Here is a 20,231-nt window from a genome sequence, read left to right on the forward strand (position 1 = left end):
CTCAGTCCGCGGCGGGATCCGTGTCGCAGACCGTGTCCGGCGGGCAGAACCAGTCCACCGCGGTCGTCAGGTAGGCCAGCTCGTCGCCACGGCCGTCGGAGTCGGGGCCGTAGGACGCGACGGCGTAGATGTTGCCGTCCGGCGCGACGAACCGCTCGTCGAAGACATGCCAGGTGCCGATGTCCGGCTCGCCGCTGATCGTGCCGGCCAGGTACTCCAGGCGGGAGCCGGTGAAGCGGCCGTCGTCGAGGTCGGTCAGGCCGAGTTCCCGGAAGCCGTCCGGCTTGGGGGTCTCGGCGGAGAGGTAGAGCTCGTGGGAGGCGGCCGGGGACTCCTCCGCGACCTGGTACACCTGCAACCGGTGCTCGCGGTCGGCGCTTCGGTAGCTGACCACGGCCATGCCGTACGAGGAGTCGACGGTGGAGCGCGACCAGCCGTCGGGAACGGCGATCCGGAAGCCCTCGGTGTCGTCGCGCAGCTCGTATCCGACCGGGGGCGCGGAGGCCGACGGGGACGGGGAGCCGGTGTCCGAGGGCGACTCCGACACCACCCCGGGCCGCGCGGAGGAGGTCGGGGTGACGGAGGCGGCGGCCGTGGCGGGCTTGGGGCCGTCCCCCTTGCCGACCACCAGCGTCAGAACCAGGCTCGTGGCCACGCCTACGACAGCGGCCCCGACGACAACGGACCATACGAGTCTGCGGTCCCGCCGCCGGGAGAGCACGGGCGCCGGGAACTGCTCGACGAACGACCAGCCGGAGACGGGCACCTGGCCCGGCGCAGCGAGCACCTGACCGGAAGCGGGCGTCTGGCCCGGGGTGGGCGGCCAGGCGGTGCCGCCGTCCGCCACCGGCAGCACCGGCGTCGTGGGCGCCGACCCGGGCGGCTCAGCGGGCACGGACGCGACGGACGGTCGCGCCGGCGCAGCGAGCACCTGACCGGAAGCGGGCGTCTGGCCCGGGGTGGGCGGCCAGACGGTGCCACCGTCCGCCACCGGCAGCACCGGCGTCGTGGGCGCCGACCCGGGCGGCTCAGCGGGCACGGACGCGACGGACGGTCGCGCCGGCGCAGCGAGCACCTGACCGGAAGCGGGCGCCTGGCCCGGGGTGGGCGGCCAGACGGTGCCACCGTCCGCCACCGGCAGCACCGGCGTCGTGGGCGCCGACCCGGGCGGCTCAGCGGGCACGGACGCCACGGGCGGTTGCGCCGGCGTCGACGCTGCGGACGGCTGGGGCGTCGGCGCTGACACCCCGAGCGGCTGCGTCGGTGTCGGCGTGCCGGGCGCGTGGCCGGGGACGAACACCCCGCTTGGCTGACCAGGCACGGACGGCCCGGGCGGCTGGGGCGGCGTCGGTGTCGGCGGCAGCGCTGCAGCCGCCCAGTCACTGCCCCCGTCCGACCACCACTCCCGCTCCGGAACCGGTGCCGGCGTCGGCATCGGCATCGGCTGGACCTGCGGTCCCGCCGGAGGGTGTGGTGAGGCTGCCGCGGTAGCGGGCCGGACGTCGGCCTCCCACCGCTGCGTGTCCTCGTTCCAGTGCCGTTCTCCCCCGTTGCCCCCGTTGCTCATCGGCTTCCTCTCACATCCCCAGCAGCCCGGCCAGCGTGCCCGCCGAGGCCAGCACGCTCAGCAGCGTCTGCGAGTCGGTGAGAAGCTCGCGCAGACGCTCCCGGCGGGTGGGGCCCGCCTGGCCGGTGCGGGCGATCTCCTCCTCGGTCTCGGCGAGCGCCGTGCCCAGCGCCGCCGTCTGCCCGGTGCCCCGCACCCGCTCCAGGTCGGCGCGCAACTCCCGTACCGCGGCGAGGAGTTCCTCGTCGGCCGCAGAGCCGGGGGCGCCGTGGTGATGGCTCTCGGCATGCGCGTGGCTGCCGATGGCGAACGTGCTCCCGGAGATGTTCCCCAGGGTGACCTGCGGCTCGTCACTTGCCATTGCTGTCGGACCCCTTCTGCGTCGTGTGGCTGGTGGCGGTGGCATGGCTGCCGAAGGCGAACGTGGAACCCTCGACCCGGTCGATGCTCACGTTGGTGCTGTTGTTCACGGTCTTCTGGACGAACTCGCCGGTCTCGTAACCGGCTTCGGCGAGCGCGGCCCGTACGCCGTTCGCCACCCGGTCCTGGATGCTGCGCAGGTACCGGACGACGTCCATCTCCTGGAAGTGGGAGCCGACGTCCACCGAACCCAGTTCGCGCACGGACAGCGCCGGCCCCTCGGGCAGCGCGCCCGCGTGACCACCGGTCAGCAGCCGCCAGAGATGCATCGCGCCCCGGCCGAGCCGGCCGAGGGAGCGGCCCACCGAGCCGGGGACCAGGGCGATCGCGACGGCCGCCTTGCCGGCCCAGTTGTTGTTCCGGAACCGGTGGGCGGCGCGGTCGGCGCCCTTGAAGTCCGCGCGGACCGGGGTCAGTACGTGCGGGGCGATCTCCAGGACGAGCATCCGGCCCTGGGTGTGGATGCGCACGAACACCGTGACGACCACCTCCTCCTCCCAGCCGCCGACGCGGATGCGCAGGAAGTGCCTGCGCTTCTCGGCGCCCTCCTCTACGGCCCGCGCCCGATGCTCCTCGAAGGCCTGCGGGGTGTACGGCGCCTGGTCCCGGGCGAGCAGCCCCTCGGCGGGCAGGAACACGCACTCGTCGATCTCCAGCTGGCGCAGCCGGTCGCGGTTGCCGGGTCCGGCGTACTCGGCGGGGACGCGGAGCTGTTCGAGCAGCGGGCGGACCTTCTCCAGGATCGCCCGATTGCTGAGCGGCTGCTGCTCCTTCTTCAGCTCGTCGGGCTTGAGTTCGACGGCGAGCACCCATGTGTCGTAGGCGGCGCCCGCTCCGCAGAACGGGTCGGCCTCGTTGTACATGATCAGCGGTGCGTGCTGTTCGATCCGGATGCGCTGCTTGAGCCGCTGGAAGCGGGGTTCTCCGCCTTCTCGGCGGGGTCGCTCGCCGCGTCCGGGAAACGCTGCGGGGAGAGTTCGCCGGCCAGGGCCCGGCTGAACTGGGTGCGCTGGGCGTGCGCGCACAGGGCGACACCGGCGAACACGGCGAGTGTGAACCAGGCGTGCCAGGCCTCCCCCAGGCCGCCGAAGTCGCCGACGCCCGGGGCGAGCAGATCGCCGAAGCTGGTCGAGTCGGAGTAGCTGTAGCCGTAGGAGCCGTCGTAGGAGCCGTACGAGTCGTACGAGGGGCCGTTGTCCGAGCCGCCGCCGAACGCGACGACGAGGGTCGCGATCAGGGCGACCGCGTAGAAGGACCGGCCCCACCAGCGGACCATGAGGGCGGCGATCACCCGGTACAGCGGCGGGCGGGCGGCGCGGCCCCTGATCCACGGTGCGACGGCGAGCGCGATACCCGGCACCAGGAAGAACACGAGCAGCCCACCGCTGAGCGGCAGCCCCACCACCCACAGACCGAGGATCGCCCCGGCCCACAGCAGCTCCTGGCGGCGGGCGCGCAGGGCATGAGCGAGCACCCGGGCGGCGTCGAAGCCCAGCGAGGGCGCGGCGATCCGCTGTTCGTTGAGGTGGAGTTCCTCGATGACCCGGTCCCGGTACGCGGAATCCAGGTAGGTGCCCGCGCACAGCAGCCGGGTGGCCTCGCTGGCGTACGGCGGTGTGGGCGGCAGCGCGGGCGGTGGCCCGGCGGGCGGCCCCGGCTGTGGTTGGTGCGGCACGTAAGCAGTGCTCACGCCGATCCCCCGATGCGTGTGAAGTGCGTTGCCGGCCGTGAGTTACCGGTACGGCGTTGCTGCAAGTGCGTGCTGGAAGTGCGTGCTGAAGTGCTTTGCCAAGCTTCCAGTTGACAAACCATCAGCATAGGGGGACGGCCGTGACCGGTGAACCGGAATTACCCGAAGACGCCGCTGGTCAGAACTCGGCCGGCGGGTCCTCCCCCACGCGCCCGCCGATCATCAACTCCCGTACACAGCGCCGGAACCAGGCGTGCGCCGGGTCGGCGTCATGGCGTGGGTGCCAGGCCAGCCCGATGCTGATCGGCGGGAGGTCGAGCGGCACCTCGAAGGTGACCAGGCCGAGGGCGGTGGCCAGGGGCACGCTCCAGGAGCCGATCAGACCGATCAGGTCGGAGCCGCGGAGCACGAACAGGGAGGCCGGGAAGGCGCCGACGGTGCCCACCACCCGGCGCTCCAGGCCGAGTTCGGCCAGCGCGGTGTCCACCGGGCCGTGCAGCCTGCCGCGCCGCGAGACGTTCAGATGACCGGCCACGGTCGCATACCGCTCGGGCGTCAGCTCCCCGTCCAGGAGCGGGTGTCCGGCCCGTACGACACCGAGCATGTGGTCCTCGTGGAGGTGCTCCGCATGCACCTCGGGCGTGGACGTGTCGACCACCCCAGTCGACACGCACTATCGCGTCTGGCCGGAAACGCGTACTATCGCGTTCAATCGGTGCCTGAACGACTCCCCTCACCATAAGGCCCGCTGAGGAGCCACCCGTGCCCGCTCTGCTGAATCCCGTCCTCGATCTGCTGACCCTGCGCGGTACCGTCACGGAGGCCGAACAGATCACCGCCCGCATACGCCGACTGCGCATCGACGGCGACCAGCTCGCCGGTCTCGACGTCCGCCCCGGCCAGCAGGTCCGGGTGCTGGTCACCGGCCTGACCCTCCGCACCTACTCCGTCTGGCACTACGACACCTCCGGCGTCGTCGAGTTGTGTGTGCTGGACCATCACGAGGACGGGCCGGGGGCCCGGTGGGGGCGCACGGTCGGCACCGGCGAGCAGGTGCGGCTGCGCAAGCCCGAAGGCACGTTCACGCTGCGCCCCGAGGCCGCCCACCACGTCTTCGTCGGCGACGAGACGGCCTCGGTCGCCTTCGGCGCGATGCTCGCGGCGCTGCCCGAGGAGGCCGTGGTCTCCGGCTGTGTGGAGACGGAGACCGCGGCGGACCGGCTGCCCCTCGCGCACGCGGAGCGGCTCGACTGGGTGCTCCGCGGCGAGACCGAACTGCCGGAGGCGGTACGCCGGCTCGCCCCCGAGCCCGGCGGGATCGCGTATGTCGCCGGCGAGGCGCGGACCGTGCAGGCGGTACGGAGGGTGCTTGTCCAGGAGGCGGGGTGGGACCGGCGGGCGGTCCTCACCAAGCCGTTCTGGACACCGGGGAAGAAGGGGATGGAGTGACGGCGCTCAGGAGCACCGGGCGTCCATAGGGCAGAAGGAGTCGAACGCTGTGGTGAGCGGCCCCCGACCAGTCCGGCGGCGAGACTCCCGGGCCCGCTGGAGCGGATCGCGTACAGGGTGCCGTCGGCGGCCTGGAAACGGTGGTCGATGACCTGGCGGGCACCCTTGGCCCCCTTGCCGTCGGCGTCGTATCGGTACGACAGTTCGGCCCAGGTGTCGCCGGAGGTGCGGTCGCCGGCCTGATAACCGGGTTGCTTCGCGTATCCGTACCCGGGGTCGTTCTCGGCGAGGTCGAGGGACTGGTCGCCGTCGGCCATCTCTGCGTCTGCGGGCCCGCCAACTCCTCCTGGTGTCCCGGCTCTTCCGCCCGTCGTGAGCCCTCCGGCGGCTCGCTCCCCGTGTTGTTCTCCGGCCAGCCGTTCTCGTCGTTCCCGCCGTTCCTGTCGCTCATCGCGAACCCCCCGATTCACTCCACCGCGTACTCCTTCCGACGGTAGCGGCGGAAACGGGAACGGGCCCCGTTCCGGACGAAACCGGAGTGGGGCCCGTGGGTGCGGGAGGCTCAGATGAGGCCGAGGGCGCGGACCGCGTCGCGCTCCTCCGCCAGCTCCTGCACCGAGGCGTCGATGCGGGCGCGGGAGAAGTCGCTGATCTCCAGGCCCTGGACGATCTCGTACTTGCCGTCCTTGGTGGTGACCGGGAAGGAGGAGATCAGGCCCTCCGGGACGCCGTAGGAGCCGTCCGACGGGATGCCCATGGAGGTCCAGTCGCCGTCGGCGGTGCCGTTGACCCAGGTGTGGACGTGGTCGATGGCGGCGTTGGCGGCGGAGGCGGCCGAGGAGGCGCCGCGGGCCTCGATGATGGCCGCACCGCGCTTGGCAACGGTCGGGATGAACTCCTCGGCCAGCCACTTCTCGTCGTTCACGACCTCCGCGGCGTTCTTGCCGGCGACGGTCGCGTGGAAGATGTCGGGGTACTGGGTGGCGGAGTGGTTGCCCCAGATGGTCAGGCGCTTGATGTCGGCGACCGTGGAGCCCGTCTTCTTCGCGAGCTGGGTCAGCGCGCGGTTGTGGTCGAGGCGGGTCATCGCGGTGAAACGCTCGGCCGGTACGTCCGGCGCGGCGGCCTGCGCGATGAGCGCGTTGGTGTTGGCCGGGTTGCCGACGACCAGGACCTTGATGTCGTCCGCGGCGTGGTCGTTGATGGCCTTGCCCTGCGGCTTGAAGATGCCGCCGTTGGCCTCCAGGAGGTCACCGCGCTCCATGCCCTTGGTGCGGGGGCGGGCGCCGACGAGGAGAGCGACGTTGGCACCGTCGAAGGCGACGTTCGGGTCGTCGGTGATGTCGATGCCCTGGAGGAGCGGGAAGGCGCAGTCGTCGAGCTCCATGGCGGTGCCCTCGGCGGCCTTCAGCGCGGGCGTGATCTCCAGGAGGCGGAGCCGGACCGGCACGTCCGCGCCGAGCAGCTGGCCGGAGGCGATGCGGAAGAGCAGGGCGTAACCGATCTGGCCGGCCGCGCCGGTGACGGTGACGTTCACGGGAGTGCGGGTCATGGCGTTCTCCGTATGACAGCTGGCGGTGGGCGTCCTTGCCCTGGGGTGCGGACGTACAAATGATCGATCTCTCGGCATCAAGAGATCCACCGGTCAGGCTATCGCGCATTCCGGATGCCGGACGGGGAGGGGTGTGTGTGGCTCACCCCACAGACGTGACCCTACAAGCGGCACGACAGAAGAGGCGGCCGCCCGTCCGGGAGAGGTGAGACGGAGCGGCCGCCAACCGGGGGAACCGGAATCCGGACTCCCGTGGGGGGTACGGTTCGCGTGCCCAGGAAACGCCGCGGCGTTTCCTGGGCACGCCGGGTTTCTGCGACGTGTTTCTACGACGTGCATCCCGTCTGCCCCGAGGCCAGCGTCGCGCAGGCCTTGGCCTCAGCCGCGTCCCGTACCGCCACCATCGGCGTGTAGGCGATCGTGTCGCCGACGGCCGTGATGTCGCCGGTCTCCGAGGCGGTGCCGGCCGTGACCCGCACCGAGTCGCCCTGGGTGGCGCCCGTGATCCGGCCCCAGGCGGCGCCGCAGGTGCTGCTGTAGCGGACCTCCAGGGTGGTGGCACCGACCGTGGCGGTCCTGGCGGTGGTCACGAGGTCGCCGCTGCACCCCATGGCCTCGGCGTCCTTGCCGGTGCAGCCGGCGCCCGCGCACTTCACGCCGGCCGGCAGTTCGGTGCCGGCGCTGGTGGACGGGGCGGAGGAGGTGGCAGCACTCCCGTTCCTCTTCCCGTCGCCGCCGTCCTTGCCGGTGAGGAAGATGACGCCGGCGACGATCACGGCCACGCCGACGGCCCCCGCGAGGAACATCGTCAGCCGCCGCCTGCCGCCGCCGGGGGCCGTCGGTCCCCCGGGCGCGGCCGGTCCACGGGACCCCGTTCCCTCGCGGCGGTCGGCGTCGGGTGCCGTCGGCTGGGGCGGAATGGTGGGCGAGACACCCGCCGGCCCGGCGATCCCCGATGTCGCGACGGCGCTGCCCGCCCGGCGCGGCGCCTTGCCCCCGGCCGTGGTCGTGGACGTGGACGTGACCGGTGGCCCCCCGAACTCCCCCAGCGCGGCGCGCGCCTGGGAGATCCGGATCGCCTCCATCGTCATGTCGTGACGCATCTCCGAACGGCTCCAGGCCCGTTCGGCCAGCTCCCACATGGTCGTGAGATGGACGGGATTGGCGCCGGTGACCTCGGCAAGCGCGACGATCGCGCCCTTGGGCGCCAGCAGGCGCCCGCCCAGGTACCGCTCCCAGGACGTCTTGCTGTACCCGGTGCGATCGGACAGTGTCGCCACACTCAGCCCGCTGCGGTCCACGAGCCGCCGCAGCTGGGTCGCGAACTCCCTGACCTGCGGATCGAGTTCATCCGGCAGGGCCTTCCAACGAGGCATTGCTTCCCCCCTCTTCCCCCGGTCGTCTTTCCCCCGGCTCGGTGCCGTGTCTTCCCCCGCGTTCCCCTTGCGCGTGGTGCCCCCGCGCCGGTCCCCGTTCTGGCCTACCCAGCGGACCGCGGCACCCCCGGAACCCAGTCCCCGGGCAGGGGGCGCACAGGAGCACTGACCGGCCGACGTGCACCGTCGCACGCCGACAGCGGCGCGGTCCAACGGGCCCTCGGCTCGCCCCGATTGGACACGTTAGCCCGCTTGTGAGTCGGCTTCGTGACATATCCGCGAACTTGTCAACACATCGACACACCGGTCATCCGGCCGTGACCTCGCAGGTCACAGGGCACTCAGCTCACCCGAGAACCACGGCACCGACGACCGCCACAAGGAGCAGTACGAGCAGCAGCAGGACCGCGGCAAGCAGCAGCCGGCCGTGCGGGCGGGGCGCCGGCTCCTCCGGGCGGTCCCACCAGGGGAGGGTGGGATCGTCCTCGTACTCCCCGGCGCCGGGCAGTCGTTCCGGCACGTTCGCCGGGCGCGGCCAGGCCTGGACGGCCAGTTCCCAGCGCACGGTGTGCCGTTCGGCGTCGGCGCCGGTGAGGTCCGCGACCCGGCACAGCGCGACGGCGGCTGTACCGCGTTGAGGTAGCGCTGCCAGGAGGACTTGCTGTACGCGGTGCGGGCGCCCAGCGCGACCAGGCTGAGGCCGGTGTCGTCCTTGAGGAGCCGCAGCTGCTCCACGAAGTGCCGCACCTCCGCCGGGAGCCCCTCCGGCAGCGGCTGCCAGCCGCCATCACACACCTCCGCGGCTTCGCGCGTTGCCAGTTCGTTGCCAGTTCAGACCGGGTGACGACGGTGGGCGGTCCGACGGTTCCCGCAGGCTGTGGCAGTGCGGACGGTCCGTAGCGGAACTGTCACCCCTGTGCCACAGCCGACGGACAGCCGTTGAAGAGCCGCCCCGCGGTGGGAAGGCTGAAACCCGACGGCGGTCCGTCCTGCTCGGGGGAGGGGACGGGCCGCCTTTCGGACAGCGGCCTTGCGAACGGCCCACCGATCCGCACAACGGTCCGCCGGTCGGCTCACCGGTCGGCTGGGCCGCCCGGTGTCACCAGTCCCGTCTCGTACGCCACCACCACCGCCGGCGCCCGGCTGCGGCCAGTTCTTCGGCCAGTTCTTCAGCTAGTTCTTCATCGTGAAGTGCAGCGTGTCCTTCAGATACGGGATCACCAGCCACGGCTTCGGCTGCGCCATCAACGCCAGCAGCACGATCGCCAGCCCCAGCACTCCGTACGTCGCGATGTCCGTGAACCGGGACCGCACCGCCAGCATCCCCACGCTCGGCAGTATCCACCGCATCACCGCCCCCGCGAGCAGCGCCGCCCCGATCAGCAGCGCACCGACGCGGAACTGGTCCAGCGAGGTCAGCAGCAACCCCACCGCGACGGTCGCCAGCACCACCAGCAGCGGCCACTGCCGGGCCGGCGCCGGCAGATCCCCCGACGCGGCCCTGCCGCCCCCCTCGGGGCGCGCCGTGTCCCGTGTGAACAGCGGGAAGCGCCGGGTCGCGCGGCGCCCCGCATCCTGCCCGTGACCGCCGTCAGCCGACACTGCGCTCCGCCGCCTCGACCACGTTGACGAGCAGCTGCGCCCGGGTCATCGGCCCGACACCACCGGGGTTCGGGGAGAGCCACCCGGCGATCTCGGCGACGCCGGGATGCACATCGCCGACGATCTTGCCGTCGGCGTTGCGGGAGACACCGATGTCGAGGACGGCCGCGCCCGGCTTGACGTCCTCGGGGCGGATCAGGTGCGGGGAGCCGGCCGCGGCGACGATGATGTCGGCGCGCCTGAGGTGGGCGGACAGATCGCGCGTGCCGGTATGGCACTGGGTCACCGTCGCGTTCTCGCTGCGCCGGGTGAGCAGCAGCGGCATCGGGCGCCCGATGGTGACGCCACGGCCGACGACCACGACCTCGGCACCCTTGATCTCGACGCCGTAGCGGCGCAGCAGGGTCAGCACGCCGTTGGGGGTGCAGGGCAGCGGCGCGGGCTCGTTCAGGACGAGGCGGCCGAGGTTCGTCGGGTGCAGGCCGTCCGCGTCCTTGTGCGGGTCCATCAGCTCCAGGATGCGGTTCTCGTCGATGCCCTTGGGCAGCGGGAGCTGGACGATGTAGCCGGTGCAGGCCGGGTCGTCGTTGAGTTCGCGGACGACGGCCTCGATCTCCTCCTGGGTCGCGGTGGCGGGCAGCTCGCGCTGGATGGAGGCGATGCCGACCTGCGCACAGTCACGGTGCTTGCCGGCGACGTACTTCTGGCTGCCGGGGTCGTCCCCGACCAGGATCGTGCCGAGGCCGGGCGTGACGCCCTTCTCCTTCAGCGCCGCCACGCGGGCGGTCAGATCGGACTTGATCGCGGCTGCGGTGGCCTTGCCATCGAGAATCTGGGCGGTCATGGCTCCATCCTCGCGGATGCCGGTCTCCCGGTTCCAATCGGGTGTGCGGTCATGATCAATGATGTTGCACTTGCACAACACCTCGCGAATCGGACTGGACAACAACTCGCCCTTACTAAACGATGAGCGGCGCAGTATCGCGGTCCGGTGGGGGGGCAAACCGCTCAGATCATGACGTACCTCCGTCCTTGTCCGCGTCGTCCCCGCAGGTCAAACGGAGGAATCCCGTCATGAGTTTCGGCGCGCCCAACAACCCCTACGGTCAGCCGCAGGACCCGCAGCAGGGCCAGCCCGGCTACGGCTACCCGCAGCAGCAGCCCGGCTACCAGCAGGCCCCGCAGGGCGTGCCGCCGCAGCAGGGGTACGGCTACCCGCAGCAGCAGCCCGGCTACCCGCAGCAGGGTGGCTACGGCTACCCGCAGCAGGGTTACGGCGCGACGCCGCCGTACGCGAACTGGGGTCAGCGTTTTCTCGGCACCCTGGTCGACTTCCTGGTCCTTCTGGTGCCGGGCATCCTCGTCATCATCGGCAGCGCCGCCAAGGTGTCGGCGCTGTCCGTGATCGGCTTCCTGGCCGTCATCGCCGTGGCGATCTGGCTACTGGTCCAGGAGGGCCGCACCGGCCAGACCGTCGGTAAGAAGGCGCTGGGCATCCGCCTGGTGAAGGAGGCCACCGGCCAGCCGATCGGCATCGGCATGGCCTTCGTGCGCCGTATCGCCCACGCCCTGGACAACATCGCGTGCTACCTGGGCTGGCTGTGGCCGGCGTGGGACTCCAAGCGCCAGACCTTCGCCGACAAGGTGTGCGGCACGATCGTGATCCGCAGCAACTGAGCGACCCGGTCACGCACACTCCAAGGGCCGTGTCCCCCCGCGCAGGGGGGACACGGCCCTGGCGTTTCCGCTCTTGCGAGGGTCAGTGGAAGAAGTGCCGCGTCCCCGTGAAGTACATCGTCACGCCCGCCTTCTTCGCGGCCTCGATGCTCAGTTCGTCGCGCATCGAACCGCCCGGCTGCGCCACGGCCTTGACGCCGGCCGCGGTGAGGACCTCCAGGCCGTCGGGGAAGGGGAAGAAGGCGTCGGAGGCGGCATAGGAGCCGCGGGCCCGCTCCTCCCCCGCCCGCTCGACGGCGAGCTTCGCGGAGTCCACGCGGTTGACCTGGCCCATGCCGACGCCGACCGAGGCGCCGTCCTTGGCGAGCAGGATGGCGTTGGACTTCACGGCCCGGCAGGCCTTCCAGGCGAAGGCGAGTTCCCGGAGCTCCTCGGGGCTCAGCGCCTCGCCGGTGGCCAGGGTCCAGTTGGCCGGGTCGTCGCCCTCCGCCTGGAGCCGGTCGGTGACCTGGAGCAGCACACCGCCGTCGACGGGCTTGACCTCGACCGGGTTGGCGGGGGCGCCCGGCGCCTTCAGCACGCGGATGTTCTTCTTCTTGGCGAGGGCCTCCAGGGCCCCCTCCTCGTAGTCCGGGGCGACGATGACCTCGGTGAAGATCTCCGCGACCTGCTCGGCCATCGCCTTGCTCACCGGCCGGTTCACGGCGATGACCCCGCCGAACGCCGACAGCGGGTCGCAGGCGTGCGCCTTGCGGTGCGCCTCGGCGACGTCCGAACCGATCGCGATGCCACAGGGGTTGGCGTGCTTGATGATCGCGACGCAGGGCTCGTCGTGGTCGTACGCGGCACGGCGCGCGGCGTCCGTGTCCGTGTAGTTGTTGTACGACATCTCCTTGCCGTGCAGCTGCTCGGCCTTCGCGAGGCCGCCGCCGTCGGCGTCGACGTAGAGGGCGGCGGGCTGGTGCGGGTTCTCGCCGTAGCGCAGGGTGTTCTCGCGCTCCCAGGTGGCGCCGAGGAAGTCGGGGAACCGGGAGTCGTCCACGGGGGCGTACTCGGAGGCGAACCAGGAGGCGACCGCCACGTCGTACGACGCGGTGTGCTGGAAGGCCTCGGCGGCGAGCCGCTTGCGGGTGGCGAGGTCGAAGCCGCCCTCGGCGACGGCGGCGAGGACGTCGGCGTACCGCTCGGGGCTGGTGACCACGGCGACCGAGGGGTGGTTCTTGGCGGCGGCGCGGACCATCGAGGGGCCGCCGATGTCGATCTGCTCGACGCACTCGTCGGGCGAGGCACCCGAGGCGACGGTCTCACGGAACGGGTAGAGGTTGACCACGACGAGGTCGAACGGCTCGACACCGAGCTCTTCGAGCTGCTGCCGGTGGCTCTCCAGGCGCAGGTCGGCGAGGATGCCGGCGTGCACCTTGGGGTGCAGGGTCTTGACCCGGCCGTCCAGGCACTCCGGGAAGCCGGTGAGCTCCTCGACCTTGGTCACGGGGACACCGGCGGCGGCGATACGGGAGGCGGTGGAGCCGGTGGAGACGAGTTCGACACCCGCCCCGTGCAGCCCGCGCGCGAGGTCTTCGAGGCCCGTCTTGTCGTAGACGCTGACGAGCGCCCGTCGGATGGGCCGCTTGTTGCTCTCGGCGGTCACTGGATAACTACCTTTCGTCCCTCGATGCGATGGCCGTTGCGGGCGATCCGCCCCACGACCTCGACGAGCAGGCTTCGCTCGACTTCCTTGATGCGCTCGTGCAGAGCGCTCTCGTCGTCCTCGTCCCGGACCTCCACCACGCCCTGAGCGATGATCGGCCCGGTGTCGACGCCGTCGTCGACGAAGTGGACGGTGCAGCCGGTGACCTTGACGCCGTACGCGAGCGCGTCCCGTACGCCGTGGGCCCCGGCGAAACTGGGCAGCAGGGCGGGGTGTGTGTTCACCGTCCGCCCGCCGAACCGTGCCAGAAACTCCTTGCCGAGGATCTTCATGAACCCGGCGGAGACGACCAGGTCGGGTTCGTGCGCGGCCACGGCCTCGGTCAGCGCCCGGTCCCACTCCTGCCGCGTCCCGAAGTCCTTCACCCTGGTCACGAAGGTCGCGATCCCGGCGCGCTCGGCGCGCGCGAGCCCCTCGATGCCGTCACGGTCGGCACCTACGGCGACGACCTCGGCGCCGTAGGCCTCGACGCCGCTCTCGGCGATCGCGTCGAGGAGCGCCTGGAGGTTGGTGCCGGATCCGGAGACCAGCACGACGAGGCGCTTGGCCACGGGCTTGGCGGCCACGGTTTGGCCCTTTCTCGGGGGAGCGTCGGTACGGCGGCCGGACTCGCACACGCTTTGTACATTCGTACGAGTGCTTCGCGCCCCGGGATACGGGGAAGTCTACGAAGCGGGCGACCGTCAGCAACGATACCGGCACACCGGACGGCCCCCACGGGACGGGGGCGTGGCCGGAAGGTAGCGTCTGGGAGGTACCGAGGCGGGAACGCGTGCGGGATACGACGCGTTCACGAAGTAACCAGCCGTTTCGTCCGCTGTATCGATCAGCCGTATCCATCAGCTGTATCCATGCGGTCGTATCCGTAAGCCAGTCACAGCCGTCAGCTCAGCCATCCGCTCTGTTCATCTTGATCTAGGGGAAGACGCTCACTTTGATGCCGGACCGCAGCCTGGGACTTCGCATGCTCCCCCCGCAGTCGGTACAGGGAGGGCCGCGTTCCGCCGTGCTGTTGCGGGAGCGGCCGGCCTCGCCGCCGGAGGCGCCCTCGGACCGGCCGAAGGGCGACCAGCAGGACGACAACCCCTTCGCCCCGCCGCCGGAGGGCACGCCGGACAAGCCGTGGCAGCCCCGCCGCCCGGCCGGTGACGGCGACAAGGGATCGCCCTGGGGCAGCCAGTGGAGCGACCGCCAGCCCGGCCGGCAGTCCGGCGGCTTCGGCGAGCGTCCCGACGAGCGTCCGGGCGACGGCGGTCAGGGCGGCCCCGGTGGCCCGGGTATGCGCTTCGACCCGACGGACCCGGCACAGCGCCGGGCGCGGTATGCCCTGCTGTGCGGGATGTGGGCCTTCCTCTTCGCCCTCTTCGGCTGGCCGTACGTGGCACTGCTGCTGGGCGCCCTGGGTATCTACTGGGGTGTCAGCGCGCTCCGCGCCAAGCCGCGCAGCCCCGAGGAGGCCACGGCCGCCACCGGCCGCCCGCAGACGACGGCGGCGATCAGCGGCCTGGTCACGGCCTCGCTTGCCCTGGCCCTGGTGGCGGCGACCTTCACGGCCCAGATGGTCTACCGCGACTACTACACGTGCGTCACGGACGCCCTCACCAGCGAGGCCCAGCAGTCCTGCGACCATCTGCTGCCGCAGGAGCTGCGCACCTTCCTGAGCACCACGAACGGCTGACGGGACGGCCGGAAGGGGTCAGTCCCACCATCAGGTTCCGTCGGGGCTGTCCGGCGGCTCGGCTGCCTCTCGCAGCGTCGCCCACCGGGCCTTGCGTGCCGCATCGTCCTGCCAGGGGGCGGGCGGTGGGTCGGCCCGCAGCATCTCGTACGGCTCGGCGGGCAGCGCCTCGTACGTGTCGCCGTCGCCCTGGTCGGGCAGCAGCGAGACCACCACGGCGGGGGCCGGGCTCGCCGGGGCCTCGCTCTCCTTCTCCGCGGCCGGTTCCTCCCCGGACTTCTGTTTCCCGAACCCGAGCCAGGCCGCCAACGAGGCCGGGCTCAGCCCCCGCAAGGCCCGCACCGCCAGGGCCGCCGGTACGCCCACCACGAGGAGCCAGGCGCAGGTCGCCGGGCCCGTCTGCCACCAGAGCGGCCCGAAGCGGGTGAGCGTGGCGACACCGAGGGGGCCGCCCGCCAGTTCGGCGAGGGCCGCAAGCAGCAGCGCGCACAGCAGCGCCGCCAGCGTCGTCACCCCGGCCGTGCGCCCGGCGGACCAGCTCCGCCTGGCCGCTCTGCCCACCACGAACCACGCCATCGTCACCCCGGCCGCCATCGGCACCGCCCCGGCCAGCAGGTTCAGCGGCGTTCCGGGCCCGTGCGCCGGCACGGCCGCGAGCAGCGGCAAGGGCGGCAGGAGCGGGGCCGGGTCGGCGGCAAAAGGGTTCACGACATGACCGGCGCCGAGCGCGAAGCCGGGGCCGACCGCGTACGACGCCGACCACACCGCCGCGTTCGGGATCAGCGAGAGGCACAGGAGCAGGACCGCGAACCGGCCGGTCCACCCCTCCGTCAGTTGCAGGAACGACGCCCGGGCCGTGTCACCGTGCGCCACCAGCGACACCGCGAGCAGCAGCGTTCCGCCCCCGAAGAACACGGCCACCCCGGCCAGGGAGGCACGGACGGCCGTACCCCACCGCTCCCGGGTGTCCCGGCCGACGAGCAGTCGCCGTACCGGCCCCGGGAGCACCACCGCCAGACTCAGCAGTGGCTCGCGCGGACGGCCGTACGCCGTCCACACCCCGGCGCCCGCCGCGGCCGTCGCGAGCAGCGGCACGGACACCGCCACCCATCCCCAGGCGGGCCGCAGTTCGCCGCCGGAGGCGTACAGCGCGACGCAGCCGCCGACGCCGAGATAGCCGGCGACGACCCCGGTCCACGCCGTACGGGCCTGGACCGGCGGCGGTGCGTCGATGTCGTCGCCGTCGCCGTCCGGGGCGTCCACCGCGTCCCGCGCCCCCCGGTACACCAGCAGCGCCGGCAGCACGAGCAGCAGCAACGGCGTCACCCCGACCGGGGCCGGCGCCCCGGACAGGGTGTCGGTGCGGACCAGTTCGACCCCGTGGGCGAGGAGCCACAGCGCCGCCGCGAGATGCAGCGCGCCGCCCGGTCCGCTGTCGGGATACGGCGAACTGACCCACAGCGCCATCACCAGCACGGAGAAGAAGCCGAGTCCGAGCCCGGCCGCGATGGCGCCGCCCAGGAGGCTCGCGCCCAGTCCGGGGGAACGGTCGCGCAACCGGGTGAGCAGGAGCGACAGAAGCGACGGGCGCGGCGGGGGTGCCGACGGCGGTCGGTGTGCGGGCATCCGAATCACGACGGCCATGCTCCCAACGACACGCGCTTTCCCGTCGTAACAGGCAAACCACCGAAGTGTCGCCCAATATATGTTTATGTGTTTTTTCGAGGGAAGGTGCGCCCGGTGACGCAGAGCCCTGTCCACGCCGACGAGGCCGTACCGTCCGCTGTCCTGACGCCCACTCAGGCCTTCGACGCGCTGTACGCGTTCTGCGCCCCGGCCCTGGTACGGCAGACCTATCTGCTCACCGGGCGCCGGGAGCTGGCGCGGGAAGCCGTCGAGCGGGCCTTCCAACTCGCCTGGCAGAACTGGCCGCAGGTGGCCCGCGACCGGGACCCGGCCGGCTGGGTGCGGGCGGTTGCGCACGAGTGCGCGCTCTCCCCCTGGCACCGGCTCCGGCTGCGCTACCGCCAGCCCGAGTCCCCACCGGCCGACGCGGCCGACCGCGCCCTGCTGGACGCGCTCCTCAAACTCCCGCCGTCGTACCGCCGCACGCTCCTGCTGTACGACGGCGTCGGCCTCGACCTGCCGGAGACGGCGGCGGAGACGGAGGCGAGCACGCCGGCGGCGGCGCGGCGGCTGACCCACGCGCGGCGGGCGGTCGCCGACGAGGTTCCCGAGCTGGCGGACCCCGCCGCGTTGAACCGCCGGATGGCCGAACTGGCCTCGGCGGAAAGCCTGCGGGCGGGCCGGCCGACCGCCGTGCGGACCTACGCCGAACGCCGGACACGTTTCTGGACCCGGTCCGCCCTCGCCTTCACGGCGACGATCGTCGCGGCGACGACGCTCACGCTACGGACGGCACCGACGCACTACGAGGCGCCGGTCGGCCCGGCACAGGCGATCAGCGGGGTACCGGCGGAGGTGGGGCTGGGGCCGTTGTCGGCAGGGGAGCGTGCACTGCGCGCGAAGCTGCGGAAGGAAGCGGCGAACGGCCCGGAGCGGCTGGTTCCGACGGCGAGGTGAGCGGGTTCGGCCGCGGGCCGGTGGGGGCTGGTCGCGCGGTTCCCGCAACGTCGGCAGGCCCGCCCCCACCCCGGGGACGGGCCTGCCGACGCTCAGCTGTCTTGCGTGGCGTCAGCCGGCGAGAATCTCGCGCGCCAGCTTCGCCGTCTCGGTCGGGGTCTTGCCGACCTTGACGCCCGCGGCCTCCAGGGCCTCCTTCTTCGCCTGGGCGGTGCCCGACGAACCGGAGACGATGGCGCCGGCGTGACCCATGGTCTTGCCCTCGGGCGCGGTGAAGCCCGCGACGTAACCGACGACCGGCTTGGTCACGTTCTCCTTGATGAACGCGGCCGCACGCTCCTCGGCGTCGCCACCGATCTCACCGATCATCACGATCAGGTCGGTGTCGGGGTCGTCCTGGAACGCGGCGAGCGCGTCGATGTGCGTGGTGCCGATGATCGGGTCGCCACCGATGCCGACGGCGGTCGAGAAGCCGATGTCACGGAGCTCGTACATCATCTGGTACGTCAGCGTGCCGGACTTCGAGACCAGGCCGATACGGCCCGGCTTGGTGATGTCGCCCGGGATGATGCCGACGTTCGACTGGCCCGGGGTGATGATGCCGGGGCAGTTCGGGCCGATGATCCGGGTCTTGTTGCCCTTCTTGCCGGCGTACGCCCAGAAGGCCGCCGAGTCGTGCACGGCGATGCCCTCGGTGATCACGACCGCCAGCGGGATCTCGGCGTCGATGGCCTCGTCGACCGCGGCCTTGGTGAACTTCTCCGGCACGAAGATGACGGAGACGTTGGCGCCGGTGGCCTCGATGGCCTCCTTGACGGTGCCGAAGACCGGTACCTCGGTGCCGTCGAAGTCGACCTTCTGACCGGCCTTGCGCGGGTTGACGCCGCCCACGACGTTGGTGCCGTCGCCCAGCATGAGCTTGGTGTGCTTCATGCCCGTGGCGCCGGTCATGCCCTGGACGATGACCTTGCTGTCCTTGTTGAGCCAGATAGCCATGGTGTGTTCTGTCCTCGTCCTGAGTGCTTACTTGGCGGCGTGGGCCAGCTCGGCGGCCTTGTCGGCCGCGCCGTCCATGGTGTCGACGCGCTGCACCAGCGGGTGGTTGGCGTCGGTGAGGATCTTGCGACCCAGTTCGGCGTTGTTGCCGTCGAGGCGGACGACGAGCGGCTTGGAGACGTTCTCGCCGCGGTCCTCCAGGAGCTTCAGGGCCTGCACGATGCCGTTTGCGACCTCGTCGCAGGCGGTGATGCCACCGAAGACGTTGACGAACACGGACCGGACGTCCGGGTCACCGAGGATGATCTCCAGGCCGTTCGCCATCACCTGGGCGGAGGCGCCACCGCCGATGTCGAGGAAGTTGGCGGGCTTGACGCCGCCGTGCTTCTCACCGGCGTACGCGACGACGTCCAGGGTGCTCATGACGAGACCCGCGCCGTTGCCGATGATGCCGACCTCGCCGTCGAGCTTGACGTAGTTGAGGTTCTTCTCCTTGGCGGCGGCCTCGAGCGGGTTGGCCGCGGCCTTGTCGTGCAGCTCGTCCCAGTCGTGCCGGAACTCGGCGTTGTCGTCGAGCGACACCTTGCCGTCCAGGGCCAGGACCTCGCCGGAGACGACCTTCGCGAGCGGGTTGACCTCGACGAGGAGGGCGTCCGACTTGATGAAGGTGTCCCACAGCTTGACCAGGATGTCGGCGATCTGGTCGGCGACGTCGGCCGGGAACTTCGCCGCGGCGACGATCTCCTTGGCCTTGGCCAGGTCCACACCGTCGATCGCGTTGATCGGGGTCTGGGCGACGGCCTCCGGACGGGTGGCCGCCACCTCCTCGATCTCCATGCCGCCCTCGACGGAGGCGATGGAGAGGAAGGTGCGGTTGGCACGGTCGAGGAGGAAGGAGACGTAGTACTCCTCGACGATCTCCGGGGCGGTCTCGGCGATCATGACCTTGTGGACCGTGTGGCCCTTGATGTCCATGCCGAGAATGTCCGTCGCCCGGGCGACGGCCTCGTCCGCGGAGGCGGCCAGCTTGACGCCACCGGCCTTGCCGCGACCACCGACCTTCACCTGCGCCTTGACGACGGACTTGCCGCCCAGACGCTCGGTGATCTCGCGCGCCGCCTCAGGCGTGTCGATGACTTCACCGGCCAGCACCGGTACATCGTGCTTGGCGAAGAGGTCCCTCGCCTGGTACTCGAACAGGTCCACGCGCTTCCGTCCCTATCAGTGATCTCGCGGTTCGTTGGATGCGTGGGCGTGCCGCGAAGGGCAACGTGACGTCCGCAATGTGTCACAAGGGAGGCGCACACGGTGTCCGAGCGCGCGGCATGTCCGTCTCGCAGATTATCGCCGCTCGCGGGGGGTCTCTAAATCAGGGGTCACACCTGAGCGGTGATACCTGTCACATGATGCCGGGTATTGCGGGTTCTGGTGGCACCGCGTGCCGCCTTGCGGACAATGTGCGAGGCCTCACCGGGCTGGGGTTGGCCCGGTGAGGCCTCAGGCCCCTTCTCAGGGGGCGGGCGGCCGGTCCCCGCCCCAATGGGGACCGGGCGGCCCGGACCGAGGGATTCCGACCGGACGGACCGACGGCATTCGGCCGTCCGGGCCGGGCGCCCCCGGAGTCAGACGGAGTAGCTCCTGGCCTGCGGCCCGGGGACGCACTCCGAGGTCAGGGACACGGCGCCAATGCCGGTGTCGATGCCGGAACCGGAGCCGGTGGCCGCGAGCATGGTCGCCGCCCGCCTCTGCAGGGCCTGGGCGTGCGCCCTCGCGGTGGCCTGGGCCTTGGCCGTGGCCTGTGCGGCCCGTGCCGCCCGGGCCCCCTGGATGGCCTGCGCGGCGCGGATCCTGGCCGCTCGGCTCGCCTCCCGCCGGCGTGCGGCGTCGTCGGTGGCTATGAAGAGGGAGCTGCCGATGTTCTTGTTCATGCGTA

At 71.7% G+C, this 20,231-nt stretch carries 17 protein-coding genes and 3 pseudogenes; 5 read left to right on the plus strand and 15 right to left on the minus strand.

Annotation, left to right across the window (positions count from 1 at the left end; genetic code table 11):
* Position 1: 1 nt before the first annotated feature.
* The 4 genes and pseudogenes from ABTY98_RS23775 to ABTY98_RS23790 all read right to left on the minus strand — a co-directional run.
* Complete coding sequence (locus tag ABTY98_RS23775; protein WP_352222966.1) at positions 2 to 1,183, minus strand: serine/threonine kinase C-terminal domain-containing protein; 1,182 nt, start codon at positions 1,181 to 1,183, stop codon at positions 2 to 4.
* Positions 1,184 to 1,577: 394 nt separating this feature from the next.
* Entirely contained in the window at positions 1,578 to 1,928 is a 351-nt protein-coding gene (locus ABTY98_RS23780) for a hypothetical protein (RefSeq protein ID WP_352222967.1), read from the minus strand.
* A pseudogene (locus ABTY98_RS23785) lies at positions 1,918 to 3,677 on the minus strand (AbeC-like domain-containing protein). Before ABTY98_RS23785 ends, ABTY98_RS23780 begins: the two are co-directional and overlap by 11 nt.
* 178 nt (positions 3,678 to 3,855) lie before the next feature.
* Positions 3,856 to 4,347: pseudogene (locus ABTY98_RS23790) on the minus strand (LysR substrate-binding domain-containing protein); the annotation flags it as partial.
* 92 nt (positions 4,348 to 4,439) lie between these two features.
* On the opposite strand from ABTY98_RS23790, the gene ABTY98_RS23795 reads away from it, so the two are divergent.
* Positions 4,440 to 5,126 (plus strand): siderophore-interacting protein, encoded by a 687-nt coding sequence (locus ABTY98_RS23795; protein ID WP_352222968.1) that lies wholly within the window; start codon positions 4,440 to 4,442, stop codon positions 5,124 to 5,126.
* 140 nt (positions 5,127 to 5,266) lie between these two features.
* On the plus strand, positions 5,267 to 5,623 hold the full coding sequence (locus ABTY98_RS23800) for a hypothetical protein (protein WP_352222969.1): 357 nt from the start codon (positions 5,267 to 5,269) through the stop codon (positions 5,621 to 5,623).
* Positions 5,624 to 5,688: 65 nt separating this feature from the next.
* Here ABTY98_RS23800 and ABTY98_RS23805 read toward each other — a convergent pair whose 3' ends face one another.
* The 5 genes and pseudogenes from ABTY98_RS23805 to ABTY98_RS23825 all read right to left on the minus strand — a co-directional run bounded on the left by ABTY98_RS23805 (position 5,689) and on the right by ABTY98_RS23825 (position 10,500).
* Positions 5,689 to 6,678: a malate dehydrogenase gene (locus ABTY98_RS23805; protein WP_352222970.1), complete on the minus strand. Its 990-nt coding sequence runs from the start codon at positions 6,676 to 6,678 to the stop codon at positions 5,689 to 5,691.
* A 326-nt stretch (positions 6,679 to 7,004) separates the two neighbouring features.
* Positions 7,005 to 8,054 carry a helix-turn-helix domain-containing protein gene (locus ABTY98_RS23810; RefSeq protein ID WP_352222971.1) on the minus strand — a complete coding sequence of 350 codons (1,050 nt, stop codon included), beginning with the start codon at positions 8,052 to 8,054 and terminating at the stop codon, positions 7,005 to 7,007.
* 346 nt (positions 8,055 to 8,400) lie between these two features.
* A pseudogene (locus ABTY98_RS23815) lies at positions 8,401 to 8,849 on the minus strand (helix-turn-helix domain-containing protein).
* A 378-nt stretch (positions 8,850 to 9,227) separates the two neighbouring features.
* Positions 9,228 to 9,656, minus strand: a complete 429-nt coding sequence (locus tag ABTY98_RS23820) for a DUF3017 domain-containing protein (protein WP_352222972.1) — start codon at positions 9,654 to 9,656, stop codon at positions 9,228 to 9,230.
* Entirely contained in the window at positions 9,646 to 10,500 is an 855-nt protein-coding gene (locus tag ABTY98_RS23825; protein WP_352222973.1) for a bifunctional methylenetetrahydrofolate dehydrogenase/methenyltetrahydrofolate cyclohydrolase, read from the minus strand. Before ABTY98_RS23825 ends, ABTY98_RS23820 begins: the two co-directional genes overlap by 11 nt.
* A 230-nt stretch (positions 10,501 to 10,730) precedes the next feature.
* Between ABTY98_RS23825 and ABTY98_RS23830 the strand changes: the two genes are divergently transcribed.
* Positions 10,731 to 11,333, plus strand: a complete 603-nt coding sequence (locus ABTY98_RS23830) for an RDD family protein (RefSeq protein ID WP_352222975.1) — start codon at positions 10,731 to 10,733, stop codon at positions 11,331 to 11,333.
* A gap of 82 nt (positions 11,334 to 11,415) precedes the next feature.
* On the opposite strand, the gene purH is transcribed toward ABTY98_RS23830, so the two are convergent.
* Complete coding sequence (purH, locus tag ABTY98_RS23835) at positions 11,416 to 12,981, minus strand: bifunctional phosphoribosylaminoimidazolecarboxamide formyltransferase/IMP cyclohydrolase (RefSeq protein WP_352222976.1); 1,566 nt, start codon at positions 12,979 to 12,981, stop codon at positions 11,416 to 11,418.
* A complete protein-coding gene (purN, locus tag ABTY98_RS23840) occupies positions 12,978 to 13,607 on the minus strand; it encodes a phosphoribosylglycinamide formyltransferase (RefSeq protein ID WP_352222977.1) in 630 nt (209 codons plus the stop codon). Before purN ends, purH begins: the two co-directional genes overlap by 4 nt.
* Before the next feature lie 371 nt (positions 13,608 to 13,978).
* Between purN and ABTY98_RS23845 the strand changes: the two genes are divergently transcribed.
* On the plus strand, positions 13,979 to 14,719 hold the full coding sequence (locus ABTY98_RS23845; protein ID WP_352222978.1) for a hypothetical protein: 741 nt from the start codon (positions 13,979 to 13,981) through the stop codon (positions 14,717 to 14,719).
* Positions 14,720 to 14,749: 30 nt separating this feature from the next.
* On the opposite strand, the gene ABTY98_RS23850 is transcribed toward ABTY98_RS23845, so the two are convergent.
* A complete protein-coding gene (locus ABTY98_RS23850; protein ID WP_502994330.1) occupies positions 14,750 to 16,363 on the minus strand; it encodes a cell division protein PerM in 1,614 nt (537 codons plus the stop codon).
* 87 nt (positions 16,364 to 16,450) lie between these two features.
* Here ABTY98_RS23850 and ABTY98_RS23855 point away from each other — a divergent pair, with 87 nt between their 5' ends.
* Positions 16,451 to 17,302, plus strand: a complete 852-nt coding sequence (locus ABTY98_RS23855; protein WP_502994331.1) for an RNA polymerase sigma factor — start codon at positions 16,451 to 16,453, stop codon at positions 17,300 to 17,302.
* Positions 17,303 to 17,413: 111 nt separating this feature from the next.
* On the opposite strand, the gene sucD is transcribed toward ABTY98_RS23855, so the two are convergent.
* The 3 genes from sucD to ABTY98_RS23870 form a co-directional block, all read right to left on the minus strand.
* Positions 17,414 to 18,298, minus strand: a complete 885-nt coding sequence (sucD, locus tag ABTY98_RS23860; protein ID WP_352222980.1) for a succinate--CoA ligase subunit alpha — start codon at positions 18,296 to 18,298, stop codon at positions 17,414 to 17,416.
* 27 nt (positions 18,299 to 18,325) lie between these two features.
* On the minus strand, positions 18,326 to 19,504 hold the full coding sequence (gene sucC / locus ABTY98_RS23865) for an ADP-forming succinate--CoA ligase subunit beta (RefSeq protein ID WP_352222981.1): 1,179 nt from the start codon (positions 19,502 to 19,504) through the stop codon (positions 18,326 to 18,328).
* Between the two features lie 416 nt (positions 19,505 to 19,920).
* Positions 19,921 to 20,226, minus strand: a complete 306-nt coding sequence (locus tag ABTY98_RS23870) for a hypothetical protein (RefSeq protein WP_352222982.1) — start codon at positions 20,224 to 20,226, stop codon at positions 19,921 to 19,923.
* Positions 20,227 to 20,231 lie beyond the last annotated feature (5 nt).

Origin of the sequence: Streptomyces sp. NPDC096040, from assembly GCF_040303265.1 — a bacterium.
In the GTDB taxonomy this organism is placed as follows: Bacteria; Actinomycetota; Actinomycetes; order Streptomycetales; family Streptomycetaceae; genus Streptomyces.

Coding starts and splice junctions, on each gene's coding strand:
- ABTY98_RS23780 (WP_352222967.1), bottom strand. CDS start 1,928: ATGGCAAGTGACGAGCCGCAGGTCACCCTGGGGAACATCTCCGGGAGC.
- ABTY98_RS23805 (WP_352222970.1), bottom strand. CDS start 6,678: ATGACCCGCACTCCCGTGAACGTCACCGTCACCGGCGCGGCCGGCCAG.
- ABTY98_RS23810 (WP_352222971.1), bottom strand. CDS start 8,054: ATGCCTCGTTGGAAGGCCCTGCCGGATGAACTCGATCCGCAGGTCAGG.
- ABTY98_RS23825 (WP_352222973.1), bottom strand. CDS start 10,500: ATGACCGCCCAGATTCTCGATGGCAAGGCCACCGCAGCCGCGATCAAG.
- ABTY98_RS23830 (WP_352222975.1), top strand. CDS start 10,731: ATGAGTTTCGGCGCGCCCAACAACCCCTACGGTCAGCCGCAGGACCCG.
- ABTY98_RS23845 (WP_352222978.1), top strand. CDS start 13,979: ATGCCGGACCGCAGCCTGGGACTTCGCATGCTCCCCCCGCAGTCGGTA.
- ABTY98_RS23850 (WP_502994330.1), bottom strand. CDS start 16,363: ATGGCCGTCGTGATTCGGATGCCCGCACACCGACCGCCGTCGGCACCC.
- sucD (WP_352222980.1), bottom strand. CDS start 18,298: ATGGCTATCTGGCTCAACAAGGACAGCAAGGTCATCGTCCAGGGCATG.
- ABTY98_RS23870 (WP_352222982.1), bottom strand. CDS start 20,226: ATGAACAAGAACATCGGCAGCTCCCTCTTCATAGCCACCGACGACGCC.